The organism is Cohaesibacter celericrescens, assembly GCF_002866925.1.
Taxonomy (GTDB): domain Bacteria; phylum Pseudomonadota; class Alphaproteobacteria; order Rhizobiales; family Cohaesibacteraceae; genus Cohaesibacter; species Cohaesibacter celericrescens.
On the sequence record NZ_PKUQ01000016.1, the window covers coordinates 369,984 to 386,712 of the forward strand.

Here is a 16,729-nt window from a genome sequence, read left to right on the forward strand (position 1 = left end):
CTATGTCAGCTTTAAAGGAGCAGATTCATGAGCATCAAACCTCTTGTCGCCGGTAACTGGAAAATGAATGGTCTTAAGGCCGCTGTTGCAGAACTGGAAGCTTTGTCTGCTGGCTTTGATGCCGACTTGGCCGCCAAAGTGGACACCATGATCTGCCCACCTGCTACGCTGGTCGGCGCTTTTGCTGACAAAACAGCAAATTCGGCAGTGGCGATTGGGGCTCAGGATTGTCACTTTAATGTGTCCGGTGCTCATACCGGTGATTTGTCCGCAGAAATGTTTGCTGATGCCGGTGCATCTGCCATTATCGTGGGGCACTCTGAACGCCGCGCCGATCATGGTGAAAGCAATGAAATTGTGAAAGCAAAAGCAGAGGCCACATGGGCCCAAGGTCTTGTTGCAATCATTTGTGTCGGCGAAACCGAAGGCGAGCGCAAGTCTGGCGACACCCTCAAAGTTGTTGGCTCACAATTGGCCGGTTCTGTTCCTGCTGGCGCAACAGCGGCTAATACCGTGATTGCTTATGAGCCTGTCTGGGCAATTGGTACGGGCCTGACGCCAACTGCGGATGATGTGGCAGCTGTGCATGCCTTTATGCGCGACGAATTGACCAAAGCTTTTGGCGACGAAGGCGCATCCATGCGTCTGTTGTATGGTGGTTCTGTGAAAGCTTCCAATGCGGTTGAGCTGATGGGCGTCGCCAATGTCGATGGCGCACTCGTGGGTGGTGCCAGCTTGAAAGCCGCTGACTTCTTGGGCATTCTGGCTGCTTATAAATAAGATGACTGCGCTTTTACAGATTTGTCCCCAAAGTCGCCTCAACTGTGACTTTGGGGGTTGTTCTTAACGGTGGTTCGCACCAAATACAGACAAACGCCGGAAAAATGGTCCGCTGGACTGGAATTGCGGGAAGTCTTGTTGTAGAAGACGCGCTAGAAATATGAACCTTTTGCGTCGGGCCGCAGCTACTTGTTGGCCCGATTGGCTGTTTTTGAAACGGTTGGACTATGGAATCTGTAGTAATTGTCATTCACTTGCTGATTGTTGCCGCGCTCGTTGTGGTCGTGCTTTTACAGCGCTCTGAGGGCGGTGGACTTGGCATCGGCGGCGGCGGTGGTGGCGGTGGTGGCTTTATGTCGGGTCGCAGCGCAGCGAACCTGTTGACCCGCACGACCGCTATTTTGGCCGGTGGCTTTTTTATCACGTCTTTGGGGCTGAGTATCTTGGCTGGAATGAAAGACAAGCCGTCTGATGTTCTGGATAATGTGCCAGTTGAGAGCACTGCTCCAACGCCCGGCACTGATGGAAAGGGCGGCATCCTTGATGAACTGAACAAGCTGACACCAAGCGGACCTCAGGTCCCCACGTCTCAGTAAGGCCCGTGTTGCATCAGGGGCCGTAAGTCACTCGGCTTTAAATATGACTGTTTCAACCGGCCCTTGCTAATCATGCGAGGGCCGGTTTCTATTGGGTGGCAGAATTTTACAATTTGGTCTCCCACTTCTTCGAATTCATTGCATTTCGTGTCCAAAAGCCTGTCTGCGGTTTGTTTGGGGCGCATTTGTTGTTGGAACTCTATCGATTTGTTTGTCGAATCGATTCAAAGGGAATAATCTGCAGGTCCATGGCGCGTTATATTTTTATCACTGGCGGTGTGGTGTCTTCGCTTGGCAAAGGGCTTGCGTCTGCGGCTCTTGGGGCGGCTCTACAGGCGCGTGGCTATTCAGTTCGGCTACGCAAACTTGATCCTTATCTCAATGTCGATCCGGGCACGATGTCTCCCTACCAACATGGGGAATGCTTCGTTACCGATGATGGTGCGGAAACGGACCTGGATCTGGGACATTATGAGCGGTTTACCGGTCGACCTTCAAACAAGAAGGACAACATTACGACCGGAAAGATCTATCAGAATATTATCACCAAGGAACGACGTGGTGATTATCTTGGTGGCACGGTGCAAGTGATTCCGCACGTGACCGATGAGATCAAAGCTTTTGTTCTTGATGGCAATGAGGATTATGATTTTGTCCTTTGCGAGATCGGCGGCACGGTCGGCGACATTGAAGCGACACCGTTCTTCGAGGCGATTCGTCAGCTAGGCAATGAACTGCCACGTAGGCAGGCGATCTATATTCACCTCACATTGGTGCCCTTCATCCCAAGTGCGGGCGAATTGAAAACCAAACCGACCCAGCACTCCGTCAAGGAATTGCGGTCCATCGGTATCCAGCCCGATATTCTGATGGTGCGGTGTGATCGGGAAGTTCCCGAGGCGGAGCGTCGTAAATTATCCCTGTTTTGTAATGTGCGTCCTGAAGCTGTTATTCAGGCTCTGGATGTCAAGAATATCTATGAAGTGCCGCTTGCCTATCATGCGGAAGGGTTGGACAATGAAGTATTGGCCGCTTTCGGTATTGATGGTGCACCAAAGCCGAATTTTGATGTTTGGTTGAATATCGTCGACCGGTTGAGCAACCCTGAGGGTGAGGTGACCATTGCGGTCGTGGGCAAATATACCTCTTTGCTTGACGCCTATAAATCTCTCATCGAAGCCTTGACGCATGGTGGTATCGCCAACAAGGTAAAGGTCAATCTCGACTGGATCGAAAGTGATTTGTTTGAAGAAGGCAATGATCCGACACCACGCCTTGAAAATGTGCACGGTATTCTTGTGCCGGGTGGATTTGGTGAGCGTGGATCTGAGGGCAAGATTGCCGCAGTCAAATATGCGCGTGAAAACAAAATTCCATATTTTGGTATTTGTTTTGGTATGCAAATGGCCGTTATTGAAGCTGCACGTAACTTGGCTGGCATTGCAGATGCGACATCTTCGGAATTCACCAGCGACGGCGAGCATGTTGTTGGGTTGATGACCGAATGGAGTAAAGGCAACGCAAGAGAAGTGCGTGAAGAAGATGGCGATCTGGGTGGTACCATGCGTCTTGGCTCCTATGAAGCTCACTTAACACCGGGGTCTCACATTGCCGCAATCTACAATGAAACTGTAATTCATGAACGCCATCGTCATCGCTATGAGGTCAATATTGATTTCAAACAGCGGCTTGAAGCTTGCGGGCTGAATTTTGCAGGACTGTCACCAGATGGCGTTTTGCCTGAAACTGTTGAAATAAACGATCATCCTTGGTTTGTTGCTGTTCAGTATCATCCCGAATTGAAATCTCGCCCCTTTGCTCCGCACCCTTTGTTTGCTTCATTCATTGAAGCGGCTGTTTTGCAAAGCCGGTTTGTTTGATCAAATATATTTAGGGCGCGTTCCAATGTTTGGCCGCGCCCTATGTTGTATCCCTTTTGTTGGATGTCTTTCACATAAATGTGATACAATATCGAAGGGCGATTAAGGGAGAGCGGTTATGTTGCGTGGAGTGGATCATATTGTGCTGGCTGTTTCTGATCTGGATGCAGCGCGCACGCTTTATGAAGCGTTAGGTTTTATTGTCACCCCAACGGCTTATCACCCTTTTGGCACCAAGAACGCGTTGGTTCAGCTTGATGGCGCATTTTTGGAGTTGCTGGCTGTCCATGACGAAAGCTTGATGCCTGAACCGCGAGAGGGAAGCTTCTCCTTCGCTCGTTTTAATCAATCTTTCCTTCACGATCGGCAGGGGGCTTCCATGCTGGTGCTTAAGTCGGACAATGTGGCGCGCGATCTCGTGATCTTCAATGAGTTGGAGCTGGAGACTTATCCGCCATTTGACTTTGAGCGCGAAGCAGAGCAGCCGGATGGCTCAAAGAAGACCGTCAGTTTTTCAAATGGCTTCCTGCACCACCCGTTGATGAAACACACAGGATTTTTTGTGTGTCATCACCGTCATGATCCTGAGCATTTTTGGAAGCCGGATTATCAGTATCATGCCAATGGGGCACAACGCCTCGAGTCGGTCCTGTTTCTGGCTGACAATCCATCGGATCACCATGAATTTCTTGGTGGCTTCTCTGGGCAGCGTATTATGCGTTCGACCAGTGCGGGTGTGGTGGTCGATACCGGCCACGGGCTTTTGGAAGTGCTTACACCATCTGCTGCGAAGGTTTTTTACGATTTGGATGTTCCGACCAATATGCCATTAGAAGGTGGTATAGCTGCTTTAAACATCAGTGTTGATTTGCAAAAAACCGAAGAGTTACTAGCTGCTGCGCAGATTGACTATTTCCGTCATAACGACCTTCTCGTCGTCCAACCGGAAACGCTTTTCGGGTGTGGTTTGCTGATGCGGGCCAAATGAGACTGAATAAACTCCAATTGAAGAGACTTTGATATGACTGCACCCAACAGTGTTGTTTCTGCCGGTTCTGTGAAATTCGGCAACCAATTGCCTTTGTCCATTATGGCTGGACCCTGCCAAATGGAAAGCCGTGACCATGCTTTGGAAATGGCCGCTGCGTTGAAAGAAATTTCTGATAATCTCAATATTGGCATCGTCTATAAGTCATCCTTTGATAAGGCCAATCGTACCAGTCTTTCTTCGGCGCGCGGCATCGGTTTGGATAAGGCACTGCCTATCTTTGCTGAGATCAAAGAGAAATTTGGCCTGCCGATTGTCACCGATATTCATGATGCAGGGCAATGTGTTGCAGTTGCTGAAGTGGTGGATATTCTGCAAATACCGGCGTTTTTATGCCGTCAGACCGATCTGTTGATTGCGGCAGCTGAAACCGGTGCTGTGATCAATGTTAAAAAAGGTCAGTTTCTTGCCCCTTGGGATATGCGCAATGTGGTGTCAAAAATCACAGATAGCGGCAACGCCAATGTGATGGTGACGGAGCGTGGCACCAGCTTTGGCTACAACACGTTGGTCACCGACATGCGCGGTTTGCCGACTATGGCGCAAACCGGTGCCCCTGTTATTTTTGATGCAACCCATTCGGTGCAACAACCGGGTGGGCAGGGGGCGACATCGGGTGGTCAACGGGAATTCGTCTCTGTCTTGGCGCGCGCTGCGGTGGCTGTCGGAGTGGCTGGTGTCTTTTTGGAGACCCATCAGGACCCTGACAATGCGCCCTGCGATGGCCCGAATATGATTCCGATTCAGGAATTGGAGGCGCTTTTGAAACAGCTTCAACAATTTGATGCGATCGCCAAAGCTTGATGCCCTGGGGCTTGATCGCTGGATGAACGCAAAAAGCCCCTGGATGGATGGCCATTCGGGGGCTTTTTGTATCAAACCGCGCTGTCAATTACTGGATGTGTTTCGTTGACCTTGGCTTGAGTGCGACAGATTGGCTCAGATTGAGTAATTGCGATGGACATCGGCGCAGGAGGCCTTATTTTGAATCGATAGATACGTAAATTTTCGTATTCATAAAGCGATGGATAGAGGAGCTGTGATGAGCAAAATTGTAAATGGTGAATTGACCAAAGTTGGCCTGTTGTCTTTGCTGGCAGCGACTGTGTTGCTTGTCGTCTGGGGCTTGGCGATTGCGGCTTGGGGTTATGCGGCGATTATTCTGCCTGCATTGGCTTTGACTTTCTCGGCTTTGGCTGTGTTGGTCTTTATTACACGCGGATAACCTTCTCATGGTTGGGGCATGGCGTGCCAGCGTGCTTATGGCGCCCTGTTATGACGCCCTGTGGTGGGTTAGCTGCTCGCCTTCATCGTCCCAACGCCAGTGGCTGGCTGTTGTAAGCTCCGTGCCACCCCACCAGCGATGAATGCCGTTTTCTGACAAAAAATCTTCCTGTTTGGTCAGGATATTCTTGCCAAAATCAGTGAGACTGAGTGGAGATGTGATGAACTCTTTGCGTTGATTGCCGTCAGAGAAGATCTTTGTATTGAATTTTTGAGGCAAGCCACTCAAGACGGGGCGTGTGCAATATTGAAGGCCAGACAGTATTCTAAAGAAGCTCAAATCACCCAAGAAGGCGGCTTCTTCCATATTGAGCACTTGCGCAAACAACATGCCTGGGCGAGATACGCCGCGATCCAAGCTATAGATTATTTGACGTTCGGTGCGGGACAGCCCATCGGTTCCAGGCAATTCCTGTAGGATGCGCAGAAGGGCGATTTCCAAAAAGGGAAATCCGGGAATCGGTTCTTGCCGCAATTCATTGATCGCTTCTGGACCACCTGAGACATAGGCTTTCCATGTTTTGGCGGCGAAACCGAACATGCGATCCAGAACGGGCAGACAAAGCTCTTTAAAGCGGCCAATATTCTCAGCACTCTGCATGCCCAAATAAGTCGGCGCCTGTATGATGAACACGTTGTTGATCCGTCCGAATCTGCTCAACATGTCCAGAATTTGCAGAATTTGCAGCTGATCATACAGATCATGCTCAAACCAAAGCTCGATCCGATCATAGACTGCGTGGTTTCTGATGATGTTGAGGCGCTCTTTGAAATCGCGCTGAATGTCGGCTTCATTATTGAAGTGTCCGTCAGCCAGAAATTTTGCGCGGATAACCCCAAACAAATCGTCGTCAGCGTCAGGCACTGGGCCTTCATGCAAGATATCGCGCCATGGTAGAACTGTGTCGCCTATTCCTGCTTCTTTGAGAAGGTCTGCTGCACTGTCGCCATTTGTGATGATCAATCTGTTCACCGGCTGCCTCGCTATCGTATGAATTGCCTTTGTTGGTCATACCCGATTCGTACAAAATTCGGTGCATGCTTAATGGATGCTATTGTCCTGCCATTTTTGACGCTTAAGGACTGTGGGCGCTGAAAAAGTGCTAAATCCAACAGAAATGATTCGACCTATAAAATGAGCGTTGCGTTGGTTGCATAACTGCTATTGCGCAAAAAGGCTTACGACTAAAGCTTGATTTTACACAGATCAATGTGGACCTCGGAAAAACACTGTAATCGGACTGTCAAAATGGTTCCATAGGGTCCATTTGCAGATAAAAAGTTTCGAATGCTCTATGATTCTGGCTCAAGATTCGCTAGATAGCAGGCATCTGATTTAATTCAATCCATTCAAATTGAGGTACGACCATGACCGCAATTATCGACATCCTGGCTCGCGAGATCCTGGACAGCCGCGGCAATCCAACCGTTGAGGTGGACGTAATATTGGAAGACGGCTCTATGGGCCGCGCTGCAGTACCGTCTGGCGCTTCCACTGGTGTGCACGAAGCACATGAATTGCGCGATGGTGAAGATCGCTATTTGGGCAAGGGTGTCACCAAAGCTGTTGAAGCTGTCAACGATGAAATCTTTGACGCGCTCATTGGTCTTGATGCTGAAAACCAGATCCAGATTGATCAGGTGATGATCGAGCTTGATGGTACCGAAAACAAAGGCCGTCTTGGCGCCAACGCTATTCTGGGTACGTCTATGGCTGTTGCCAAGGCCGCTGCTGAAGCATCTGGCCTGCCACTGTATCGCTATGTTGGTGGTGCAAATGCTTGTGTTCTTCCAGTACCAATGATGAACATCATCAATGGTGGTGAGCATGCTGATAACCCAATCGACATTCAGGAATTCATGGTTATGCCTGTTGGGGCAGAAACCGTTGCTGAAGCAATCCGTTGGGGTGCAGAAATCTTCCATGCTTTGAAAAAAGGCTTGAAAGCTGCTGGTCACAACACTGCTGTGGGCGATGAAGGTGGTTTTGCTCCAAACATCGAATCAACAGAAGCTGCGTTGGACTTCATTATGGAATCCATCAAAGTTGCTGGTTACAAACCTGGCGAAGATGTGTTCCTCGCTTTGGATTGTGCTTCTTCTGAATTCTATAATGACGGAAAATACAACCTCAAAGGCGAAGGTACCGTTCTGGACTCCGCTGGTATGGCTGACTATTTGGCCGCTTTGGTTGCGAAATACCCAATCATCTCCATCGAAGACGGCATGGACGAAGACGATTGGGAAGGCTGGAAACTGCTGACCGAAAAAATCGGCGACAAATGTCAGCTGGTTGGTGATGACCTGTTCGTAACCAACACCGCGCGTCTTAAAGACGGCATCAAAATGGGCGTCGGCAACTCCATCCTCGTAAAAGTGAACCAAATTGGTTCATTGACCGAGACACTGGAAGCTGTTGAAATGGCTCATAAGGCTGCTTACACCGCTGTTATGTCTCACCGTTCTGGTGAAACCGAGGATGCAACCATCGCTGACTTGGCTGTCGCAACTAACTGCGGCCAAATCAAAACCGGTTCGCTTTCCCGTTCAGACCGGTTGGCAAAATACAACCAACTGATCCGCATTGAAGAAGAGCTTGGCCCAATGGCGAAATTCGCTGGCCGTTCTATCCTCAAAGGCTAATTCAGTCTTGAAGCTGGCGGTTTTCGCCGCCAATGACTGCACTATTTAAAACCGGCGTACCTTGATTGGTATGCCGGTTTTTGTCATGGCGGTAACAAAATCGGGTGTAGTGGTTGCTGCTATGTTGGTTGCAATGGTTGGCTACCCGCATTAAGCAAGGGAGGCTATTGTAAACAGGAGAGATAGATGAGTGGGTTGAAATGTGAGTTCGAGCTGCTGGAGGCATTCGTTCTTGTTATTCTTTGGATTATTCTGACTGTTTTAACGCTCGGTCTGGGGGCATTTGTCATGCCCTACTATTTGGCCAAAGCGCCGATCAACAAGACCTATGTGATTGATTCTGCGGGCCAAAAAATTGGCCGTCTTTATGTAGATTTTAGTCTGGCTCAGATCATTGTGCATGCGCTGATCTGGCTATTGCTTTCGTTTGTCACCTTCGGCATTGCCTACATTGTTTATTGGTTTGCTGTGTATCGTAAATTGTTGAATGCTGCTGTCGTTGAGCCCGTCGGTGCAACGCACTTACCCGCTGAGTAATCAAGCTCCTCTGGCTTATTGATTTGCTTTATTAAACCCGGTTTGCCGTCTGGCATCCGGGTTTTTATTTGATTAGCACAAGCAATTGCTGAAGATACATTGTATTGCATTTCATAAGAAATGAAATAATTATATTTCAATGCATATGAAATGAATCTCAACGCAGACCTTGAGCTGAGCCTTGCTGGGGCTTTTGTTGTGTTGTTTGGTTTTCGGGATTTTGGAGGTTAAGCGCAGTCTGTGATGTGCAGGAGAAGGCGCTGACAGGTTTCGGGGTGCCTGTATGCAGCTACCGTGTTGTGGTGCTTAAGTTTGCATATTGGTGGTGACTGTAATTCTATTACATCAAAATGCTTCGCAAGCAAATCCTGCGAAGGTCGTGCGGCATGCGGAATTTTAGCGAGCGGCCGCCTTTGGTTCGCTCAGCCGTGGCGCATCTTGCGGAATAGGAATGTTATTATGGACTCAAAAAACATCCAAACGAGGCGTGCAAACAGCACGTAGAGTGCAAAGGCTAGCTTGTCATCGATTTTCAGGAGTTCATACCATTTGGCATAATCCATCAAGTAGGGTTGGGCCTCAAGCCAATTAACCGCATCACGGGTCCAGAGGTGAACCGTAGTGAAGATGGTCTCGCGATATAAAAAGCAATAGACATAGAGCATGGTGCCCAAGACAATGCCAACCATAAGGCGCCAGAAGCCTGCAAGGGTTTGTCTAATCGCTGTCAGTAACAACATGGTTTGTCCTTATGCTCGGATTTGCTGCGGGTGTGACCATAAAGGATCAAAGTCATGCTGTCAGGTTCTTTTCGCCCATTTATACGGGTTAATCCGAGCTCGGCGGTTGCCACTGTTTGAGCCAATTGCCCATATCTAGGCCAAGCAGAGCAAGAAGGCGGGCGGCACTTTGTTCGGCTAGTTCGTCAATGCTCTTGGGTGCAAGGTAGAAGGCCGGAACGGGCGGTGCGATGATGCCGCCCATTTGAGTGATCAATTGCATTGCCTGCAAATGTCCTGCGTGGAAAGGGGTTTCGCGAACCGCCAGGACGAGCGGGCGGCGTTCCTTTAGCATCACGTCTGCTGCACGGATCGACAGGCGATCTGTTTGGCTGTAGGCGATGGCAGACAGTGAGCGAATGGAGCAGGGGACAACGAGCAGTCCACTGAGTGGGTTGGAGCCACTGGCAAACGTCGCAGTCAGATTGTTGTCATCATAAATATGGTCGGCAAGTGCGGTCAGCTCTACACGTTGAGATGCGTTCAGCTCAAGCTCTGCAGTGCGTCTTGCGCCTTGGGTGATGATCAAATGGCTGCTAAGCGTCGGGTTTTTGTTGGTCAGGGCTTTGAGGATGCGCAAGGCTTGCAGTGCCAGCAGCGACCCTGACGCACCTGAAATGACGATGCCAATCTTTGATGGAGATTGTTCTCTCATTGGGTAACTTTCATTTGGTCATGGAGGAGATGGTGTGGCGACGGTGTGGTGCTGTCATTCTAATCCGATTTTCAGCATCAGATCATCGACCTTTTTGATGACATCTTCGTCCATTTTTAGCTCGCGCCCCCATTCTCGACTCGTCTCGCTGTCAATTTTGTTGGTCGCGTCGATGCCCATCTTTCCGCCCAGCCCTTCCAGGGGGGAGGCAAAATCGAGATAGTCAATCGGCGTGTTGTTCACCTGCAGTAAATCGCGGCCCGGATCGGTCTTGGTGGCTACCGCCCACATGACGTCATCCCAATTGCGGGCGTTGATATGCGCATCTACCACGATGATCAGCTTGGTGAAATTGAATTGTGGCAACATTGACCACATACCCATCATGACGCGTCGGGCTTGTCCTGCGTAGCGTTTGTTGATTGATATGACGGCAATGCGGTAAGAGGCTGCCTCTGGTGGCAACCAACAATCGACCACTTCGGGGAAGGCTTGTTTGACCAGTGGCAAAAAAACGTCGTTGAGAGCTTCTGAAATTACGGAGGGTTCATCAGGCGCCCGGCCTGTATAGGTGGATAGATAGATAGGCGCGCGCTTGTGGGTGATTGCGGTTACTGTCATGACGGGGAAGGCCTCAACCGAATTATAATAGCCTGTGTGGTCGCCATACGGCCCTTCTTGCATCGTCTCTGTCGCAGAGATGGTCCCCTCAATGACGATCTCTGCGTTTGCTGGCACAAGGACCGGTTGAGTCTTGGCCTTGACCAGCTGTGTTGGTTTGCCGCGGAAGAGACCCGAGAATTGAGCTTCGCTGAGTGTTTCGGGAATCGGGGTGACGGCGCCCATAATTGTTGCGGGGTCACTGCCTATGGCGATGGCGATTGGCATGTCTTTGCCTGCTTGCTTCCATGTGCGAAAGTGTGCCGCGCCCCCGCGATTTTCCAGCCAGCGCATGATCGCTTTGTTGGGCGTTGCTTGTTGCATGCGATAGACGCCCCAATTGTAGGCTTTGATGTCATCGTTATCTTCCGGGTGGGTGATGACAATGGGCCATGTGATGAGCGGAGCGGGTTCGCCTGGCCAGCAGGTTTGGATCGGTAGCGCACCAAGGTCGATATCGTCGCCTGTCTTTATAATCTCTTGGCAAGGGGCTGAAGATTGGATTTTGCCGCGCAAACTGGTGGCTGCTTTGAAAAGAGGTCCAATTGCGCCAAGTATCTCTGAACGTTCGGGTGGTTGAGGTTGGCGTAGGTAGGCAAGAAAATCTCCTAGTTGTTCCAATTGGCTGTCTTTACAGCCCAGAGCCCAAGCGACGCGCTCAACTGTGCCGAACAAATTGATCAAGACGGGCATGTCGCTGGGTGTGCCGTCTGACTTGATGGGGTGTTCTAGCAGGAGGGCAGGGCCATTTTTCTTCATGATACGCTTTTGTAGCTCAGTCGCTTGCAGGTTCATGCTGACTGGTTCAGATATGCGGATCAGGGCGCCGTGTTCTTCACAAAACTGCATAAAGTCGCGCAAGTCAGAAAAAACGGGTTGGCTTCGGGTGTGTATGTGCATGACATGGCCTTGCGGTGGGCGCTTGATTGGCTGTGTGTCTCTTGGTGCTGATGGCATTATGTTGCGCCAGACACAATGTATCTCTCTTTGTTGCTGTTGTGCCGCCTTAATCCTATGACAAAGATCAATTGCGAATGGATGCTACATGACTTGCTTTTGAATGGCGCCTTATTCTTAGGGGTATTACGCAAGATGTGTCGTGTTGAGTCAATTGTGTAAACTCTTCGTTAAGCAATTGATTTTGTTAATCTTTAGTAAACCAAAAAAGTGTCAGAAATATGCGAGAAGTCTTGTTTGGGAAAGCCTTTGTTAACGCTAGTGGGGCTTAATGGATGTCGAACCAAGCAGAAAAGGTTTTGCGTACTGCTTGGTTGCCGATTTTGTAGGGTGTACGGCATGGCAACTCGCCAAAGAAGAAATTCTGTTTTGCGTCAGTTGGCGCTTCCTTTTAGTTTTCTCCTGATTTTGGGGTATTTTGTATTCCATGCGCTTCATGGCGGGTATGGTGTGTATGCACTGACTGATATGAAGGCGCGGACTGATGGTCTGGAGGCGGATTTGCTTGCTTTGCGGCTTGCTAGAGAGACCAATGAACACCGCATTGCTTTGTTTCGTCGTGAAACGCTTGATCCGGATATGATGGAAGAGCGCGCTCGTGCTTACATGAATGTTGCGCATCCGGATGAAATTGTAATTTTCAATAATTAACTTGTTTTTAGTTTACGTATTTTAGTTAACTGAATATTGGTTTATTCTTGAAAGTCTATGTTTTTCATTACCTTGCCGTATAAAATCCCTCCTCTTAGTTAGTCTTTTCCGCAATTGCGGATTACCTCAATCTCAAGTATTGTGCCTTTAGGGAAACGCTTTAGGGAGCAGCAGCATGGCAGCATCCGCGACAAGTGCCACCAAGAAACAGGTGGCAAAAGGGTCAACTCGCACCCAAATCAACCGTACAATCGTAGAATTCGACAAAGATCAAGAGCTTCACGCTTATCGTGAAATGCTTATGATTCGGCGTTTTGAAGAGAAGGCCGGCCAAATGTATGGCATGGGCCTGATCGGCGGCTTCTGTCATCTCTATATCGGTCAAGAAGCCGTTGTAGTTGGGATGCAGATGGCATCGAAAGAGGGCGATCAGGTTGTCACCTCTTATCGTGACCATGGTCACATGCTCGTTTGTGGCATGGAGCCCAAAGGGGTTATGGCTGAGTTGACGGGGCGTCGCGATGGCTATTCCAAGGGTAAGGGTGGCTCGATGCATATGTTTAGCCGCGAAAAGAATTTCTTTGGCGGTCATGGCATCGTTGGTGCTCAGGTGTCGATCGGTACCGGACTGGCTTTTGCCAATACCTACCGAGGCAATGACAATGTCTCGATGATCTATTTCGGTGACGGTGCATCCAATCAGGGTCAGATTTATGAGTGCTTCAATATGGCGAAGCTCTGGAATTTGCCTGCGATTTATGTGATTGAAAACAATAAATATGGCATGGGGACTTCGATCGAGCGGTCTTCTTCCAATACGGACCTCTCTCAGCGCGGTGCTTCGTTTGGTATTCCCGGTGAGCAAGTCGATGGTATGGATGTGCGTGCTGTTTTGGCTGCAGCCGAGCGGTCTATCGAATGGGCGCGCGCAGGCAAGGGGCCTTATATCCTTGAGATGCTGACCTATCGCTATCGTGGTCACTCTATGTCTGATCCGGCAAAATACCGTTCCAAAGAAGAAGTGCAGAAAATGCGCAACGAACATGACCCAATTGAGCAGGTGCGTCAGCGCTTGATTGAAGGTGGCATGGCGAGCGAAGACGAATTGAAGGCGATTGATAAATCTATTCGTTCTGTTGTTTCGGAAGCTGCCGAATATGCTCAGTCAAATCCTGAACCAGATGCTGCCGAGCTTTGGACCGATATTACCATTTAAGGAAAAGGGATAGAAATCATGCCAATTCAAGTTTTGATGCCAGCCCTTTCTCCGACGATGGAAGAAGGTAATTTGGCCAAATGGGTCAAGAGTGAAGGCGATTCAATCGCTATCGGCGATGTGCTTGCTGAGATTGAAACCGATAAAGCCACAATGGAAGTGGAATCGGTGGAAGAAGGCACGCTTGGAAAGATCGTTGTTGCCGAAGGTACGCAAGGTGTGAAGGTAAACAGCCTGATCGCTTTGATTTTGGAAGAGGGCGAAGATGCATCTTCTCTTGATGCCGCCGCCTCCGCTTCGACGGCTCCTGCTGCTGACGAGGGCAAAGCTGAAGCGCCTGCCGTTGCGGCGCCTGTTGCTGCTGCCCCGATCTCATTGCCTGATGTTGACGAAGATCCGGAAATTCCCGAAGGCACTCCAATGAAGACCCAGACCGTGCGCGAAGCTTTGCGTGACGCGATGGTGGAAGAAATGCGCGCTGATGAACGTGTTTTCTTGATGGGTGAAGAAGTGGCGCAATATCAGGGCGCTTATAAAATCTCCCAAGGTATGCTGGATGAATTCGGCGAACGCCGTGTGATTGATACGCCAATCACCGAGCATGGCTTCACTGGCCTTGCTGCTGGTGCTGCTATGGCGGGTCTGCGGCCGATTGTTGAATTTATGACCTTCAACTTCGCTCTGCAGGCGATGGACCACATTATCAACTCTTCTGCCAAGACGCTTTATATGTCCGGCGGTCAGATCACCAACCCGATTGTTTTCCGTGGTGCAAATGGTGCCGCTGCGCGCGTGGGTGCTCAGCACTCACAGGATTTCTCTGCCTGGTATAGTTCGGTCCCTGGTTTGACAGTCGTGCATCCTTATATGGCTTCTGACTATAAGGGCCTGATGAAGTCGGCAATCCGTTCAGACAATCCTGTTGTCTTCCTTGAGAATGAAATCCTGTATGGCCAGAGCTTTGATGTTCCTGACATTGAAGATCACATCGTTCCTCTTGGCAAAGCGCGGATTGCGCGCAAGGGTAAAGATGTGACTATCGTTTCCTTTGGTATCGGCATGTCCTATGCGCTTGGCGCTGCGGAAGAGCTGGCCAAGGATGGTATTGAAGCCGAAGTGATTGATTTGCGCACGCTGCGACCGCTGGATATGGACACTGTTTTGCGTTCGGTTATCAAAACCGGACGTTGTGTCACCGTGGAAGAAGGGTGGCCGCAGGCTTCCATTTCGTCAGAGGTTGGTTTCCGCGTGATGCAGGATGCCTTTGATTATCTTGATGCTCCGGTGGCTCGTGTGACTGGCAAAGATGTGCCAATGCCATATGCTGCCAATCTTGAAAAACTGGCGCTGCCTAATATTGGTGATGTGATCGCGGCTGTTAAAGCTGTGACCTATAGCGCTTAAGGAGAGAGTATAATGCCCGTAACCATTACCATGCCGGCCCTTTCTCCTACTATGGAAAGCGGCAATCTGGCCAAATGGCTGGTTAAAGAAGGTGATGAGGTCTCTTCGGGGGACGTCATCGCTGAAATTGAAACCGACAAAGCAACCATGGAAGTGGAAGCGGTCGATGAAGGTGTGATTGGTAAAATTCTGGTGGAAGCCGGAGCAACCGACGTGCCTGTCAACGCACCGATTGCGATTTTGCTGGAAGAAGGCGAAGACGCCTCGGCAATGGATGCGTCTGCTCCAGCTGCTGCGGCTCCTGCACCTGAGCCTTCCGCTCCGGCAGCGGATACAGCCGTCGCTGCGCCTGCTGCAGACGTTTCCGCTGGCCCTGTGGCCACGGCTGCTGATGGAAATCGCATTTTCTCCTCGCCTTTGGCGCGTCGTTTAGCCAAAATGAACGATCTGGACCTGTCCAAGATTGCTGGGTCAGGTCCTCGTGGCCGTATTGTCAAGCGTGATGTGGATGCGGCGATTGAAGCCGGAACTGCATCGGCTTCTGCTCCGGCTCCTGCCGCAGCAGTACCTGCTCAGGCTGCGAACGCTCCATCGGCTCCAAGTGATGATGCTATCAAGGCGCTGTATGAAGAGGGTTCTTATGAGGAAGTCCCTCATTCAGGTATGCGCAAGGTGATTGCACAGCGTTTGCAAGAATCCAAGCAGACTGTGCCGCACTTCTATCTCGAAGTTGATGTTGAGCTCGATGCTCTGTTGGCTCTGCGTAAGCAGATCAATAGTCAGGCCCCTGTCAACAAAGAGGATAAGCCTTCCTATAAGCTTTCGGTGAATGATTTCATCATCAAGGGTATGGCAATGGCGCTTCAGAAAGTGCCTATGGCCAACGCCACTTGGACCGAGAGTTCGCGTTTGTTGCACACGCATTCTGATGTTGGTGTTGCCGTGTCTGTGCCTGACGGGCTGTTCACTCCGGTTATTCGCAAGGCCGAACAGAAATCTCTTTCTGCCATTTCTAATGAAATGAAAGATCTGGCTGGACGTGCGCGCGATAAGAAGCTGACACCTGCAGAATATCAGGGTGGCACAACTGCTGTGTCCAACCTCGGTATGATGGGCGTCAAAAGCTTCTCAGCTGTGATCAATCCACCGCACGGTACGATTATTGCAATTGGCGCTGGTGAACAGCGGGCTGTGATCAAAGACGGTGCAGTGGCTGCGGCCACCGTTATGTCTGTGACATTGTCCTGTGACCACCGAGTGGTTGATGGTGCATTGGGTGCCGAGCTTCTGGCTGCTTTCAAAGGCTATATTGAAAGCCCCATGGGCATGCTGGTCTAGAGAAACAAGTGTGGTGTCAGTAATTGATGCTTGTTGCAGACTGACACTACATGGTTGCAAGTAATTGCGAATAAGTGAACGAAATTGAAGGGTGTCTATTGGCTCCTGCGACCTCAGGGTGCAAAGCTTTCCAAACTACCATTTGGCTGTGCATCAATATCAAGAGGTTAATGATGACAAAAAATAATCTGATAGCAATTTCTACGTTTATTTGTATCTCAATAATTGGTTTCGGTCCAAGCTTCGGCGGGTCGGTGACTTATACCAAGTTAGCACGTGCTCCCGGCGATCGCAGTTCGGC

General features: G+C 50.0%; 16 protein-coding genes. 12 read left to right on the forward strand and 4 right to left on the reverse strand.

The annotated features are described in order from the left end of the window. Positions 1–27: 27 nt before the first annotated feature. From tpiA to C0081_RS09645, 6 genes are all read left to right on the forward strand, one after another. Positions 28–780: a triose-phosphate isomerase gene (gene tpiA, locus C0081_RS09620; RefSeq protein ID WP_101533579.1), complete on the forward strand. Its 753-nt coding sequence runs from the start codon at positions 28–30 to the stop codon at positions 778–780. Positions 781–1,007: 227 nt separating this feature from the next. Continuing rightward, positions 1,008–1,376, forward strand: a complete 369-nt coding sequence (gene secG, locus C0081_RS09625) for a preprotein translocase subunit SecG (RefSeq protein ID WP_101533580.1) — start codon at positions 1,008–1,010, stop codon at positions 1,374–1,376. A 248-nt stretch (positions 1,377–1,624) separates the two neighbouring features. Beyond that, positions 1,625–3,256, forward strand: coding sequence for a CTP synthase (locus tag C0081_RS09630; protein WP_101533749.1), 1,632 nt, complete (start codon positions 1,625–1,627; stop codon positions 3,254–3,256). Positions 3,257–3,374: 118 nt separating this feature from the next. Continuing rightward, positions 3,375–4,244, forward strand: coding sequence for a VOC family protein (locus C0081_RS09635; protein WP_101533581.1), 870 nt, complete (start codon positions 3,375–3,377; stop codon positions 4,242–4,244). Positions 4,245–4,277: 33 nt separating this feature from the next. Continuing rightward, positions 4,278–5,108, forward strand: a complete 831-nt coding sequence (gene kdsA / locus C0081_RS09640) for a 3-deoxy-8-phosphooctulonate synthase (RefSeq protein ID WP_101533582.1) — start codon at positions 4,278–4,280, stop codon at positions 5,106–5,108. Between the two features lie 238 nt (positions 5,109–5,346). Further along, complete coding sequence (locus tag C0081_RS09645) at positions 5,347–5,529, forward strand: hypothetical protein (protein ID WP_101533583.1); 183 nt, start codon at positions 5,347–5,349, stop codon at positions 5,527–5,529. 48 nt (positions 5,530–5,577) lie between these two features. Here C0081_RS09645 and C0081_RS09650 read toward each other — a convergent pair whose 3' ends face one another. Further along, positions 5,578–6,552, reverse strand: coding sequence for a DUF1835 domain-containing protein (locus C0081_RS09650; protein ID WP_180966823.1), 975 nt, complete (start codon positions 6,550–6,552; stop codon positions 5,578–5,580). Between the two features lie 404 nt (positions 6,553–6,956). On the opposite strand from C0081_RS09650, the gene eno reads away from it, so the two are divergent. After that, positions 6,957–8,231, forward strand: a complete 1,275-nt coding sequence (gene eno, locus C0081_RS09655) for a phosphopyruvate hydratase (protein ID WP_101533585.1) — start codon at positions 6,957–6,959, stop codon at positions 8,229–8,231. A gap of 186 nt (positions 8,232–8,417) precedes the next feature. Continuing rightward, positions 8,418–8,768 carry a DUF6693 family protein gene (locus C0081_RS09660; RefSeq protein WP_101533586.1) on the forward strand — a complete coding sequence of 117 codons (351 nt, stop codon included), beginning with the start codon at positions 8,418–8,420 and terminating at the stop codon, positions 8,766–8,768. Between the two features lie 422 nt (positions 8,769–9,190). On the opposite strand, the gene C0081_RS09665 is transcribed toward C0081_RS09660, so the two are convergent. From C0081_RS09665 to C0081_RS09675, 3 genes are all read right to left on the reverse strand, one after another. Continuing rightward, the gene (locus C0081_RS09665; protein WP_101533587.1) at positions 9,191–9,508 is read right to left on the reverse strand and encodes a hypothetical protein; all 318 of its coding nucleotides are present in this window, start codon (positions 9,506–9,508) and stop codon (positions 9,191–9,193) included. An 88-nt stretch (positions 9,509–9,596) separates the two neighbouring features. Continuing rightward, the gene (locus C0081_RS09670; RefSeq protein ID WP_101533588.1) at positions 9,597–10,202 is read right to left on the reverse strand and encodes a UbiX family flavin prenyltransferase; all 606 of its coding nucleotides are present in this window, start codon (positions 10,200–10,202) and stop codon (positions 9,597–9,599) included. 54 nt (positions 10,203–10,256) lie between these two features. Further along, positions 10,257–11,819 carry a UbiD family decarboxylase gene (locus C0081_RS09675; RefSeq protein WP_101533589.1) on the reverse strand — a complete coding sequence of 521 codons (1,563 nt, stop codon included), beginning with the start codon at positions 11,817–11,819 and terminating at the stop codon, positions 10,257–10,259. Positions 11,820–12,158: 339 nt separating this feature from the next. On the opposite strand from C0081_RS09675, the gene C0081_RS09680 reads away from it, so the two are divergent. From C0081_RS09680 to C0081_RS09695, 4 genes are all read left to right on the forward strand, one after another. After that, complete coding sequence (locus tag C0081_RS09680; protein WP_101533590.1) at positions 12,159–12,470, forward strand: FtsB family cell division protein; 312 nt, start codon at positions 12,159–12,161, stop codon at positions 12,468–12,470. Between the two features lie 175 nt (positions 12,471–12,645). Next, positions 12,646–13,686, forward strand: coding sequence for a pyruvate dehydrogenase (acetyl-transferring) E1 component subunit alpha (gene pdhA, locus C0081_RS09685; protein WP_101533591.1), 1,041 nt, complete (start codon positions 12,646–12,648; stop codon positions 13,684–13,686). Between the two features lie 18 nt (positions 13,687–13,704). Beyond that, on the forward strand, positions 13,705–15,090 hold the full coding sequence (locus tag C0081_RS09690) for a pyruvate dehydrogenase complex E1 component subunit beta (RefSeq protein ID WP_101533592.1): 1,386 nt from the start codon (positions 13,705–13,707) through the stop codon (positions 15,088–15,090). Positions 15,091–15,102: 12 nt separating this feature from the next. Next, positions 15,103–16,428: a pyruvate dehydrogenase complex dihydrolipoamide acetyltransferase gene (locus C0081_RS09695; protein ID WP_101533593.1), complete on the forward strand. Its 1,326-nt coding sequence runs from the start codon at positions 15,103–15,105 to the stop codon at positions 16,426–16,428. Positions 16,429–16,729 lie beyond the last annotated feature (301 nt).

What these genes read in the sequence shown, in the direction of transcription:
- tpiA (WP_101533579.1), top strand. Translation starts at nt 28, where the DNA reads ATGAGCATCAAACCTCTTGTCGCCGGTAACTGGAAAATGAATGGTCTT.
- secG (WP_101533580.1), top strand. Translation starts at nt 1,008, where the DNA reads ATGGAATCTGTAGTAATTGTCATTCACTTGCTGATTGTTGCCGCGCTC.
- C0081_RS09630 (WP_101533749.1), top strand. Translation starts at nt 1,625, where the DNA reads ATGGCGCGTTATATTTTTATCACTGGCGGTGTGGTGTCTTCGCTTGGC.
- C0081_RS09635 (WP_101533581.1), top strand. Translation starts at nt 3,375, where the DNA reads ATGTTGCGTGGAGTGGATCATATTGTGCTGGCTGTTTCTGATCTGGAT.
- kdsA (WP_101533582.1), top strand. Translation starts at nt 4,278, where the DNA reads ATGACTGCACCCAACAGTGTTGTTTCTGCCGGTTCTGTGAAATTCGGC.
- C0081_RS09645 (WP_101533583.1), top strand. Translation starts at nt 5,347, where the DNA reads ATGAGCAAAATTGTAAATGGTGAATTGACCAAAGTTGGCCTGTTGTCT.
- eno (WP_101533585.1), top strand. Translation starts at nt 6,957, where the DNA reads ATGACCGCAATTATCGACATCCTGGCTCGCGAGATCCTGGACAGCCGC.
- C0081_RS09660 (WP_101533586.1), top strand. Translation starts at nt 8,418, where the DNA reads ATGAGTGGGTTGAAATGTGAGTTCGAGCTGCTGGAGGCATTCGTTCTT.
- C0081_RS09665 (WP_101533587.1), bottom strand. Translation starts at nt 9,508, where the DNA reads ATGTTGTTACTGACAGCGATTAGACAAACCCTTGCAGGCTTCTGGCGC.
- C0081_RS09670 (WP_101533588.1), bottom strand. Translation starts at nt 10,202, where the DNA reads ATGAGAGAACAATCTCCATCAAAGATTGGCATCGTCATTTCAGGTGCG.
- C0081_RS09675 (WP_101533589.1), bottom strand. Translation starts at nt 11,819, where the DNA reads ATGCCATCAGCACCAAGAGACACACAGCCAATCAAGCGCCCACCGCAA.
- C0081_RS09680 (WP_101533590.1), top strand. Translation starts at nt 12,159, where the DNA reads ATGGCAACTCGCCAAAGAAGAAATTCTGTTTTGCGTCAGTTGGCGCTT.
- pdhA (WP_101533591.1), top strand. Translation starts at nt 12,646, where the DNA reads ATGGCAGCATCCGCGACAAGTGCCACCAAGAAACAGGTGGCAAAAGGG.
- C0081_RS09690 (WP_101533592.1), top strand. Translation starts at nt 13,705, where the DNA reads ATGCCAATTCAAGTTTTGATGCCAGCCCTTTCTCCGACGATGGAAGAA.
- C0081_RS09695 (WP_101533593.1), top strand. Translation starts at nt 15,103, where the DNA reads ATGCCCGTAACCATTACCATGCCGGCCCTTTCTCCTACTATGGAAAGC.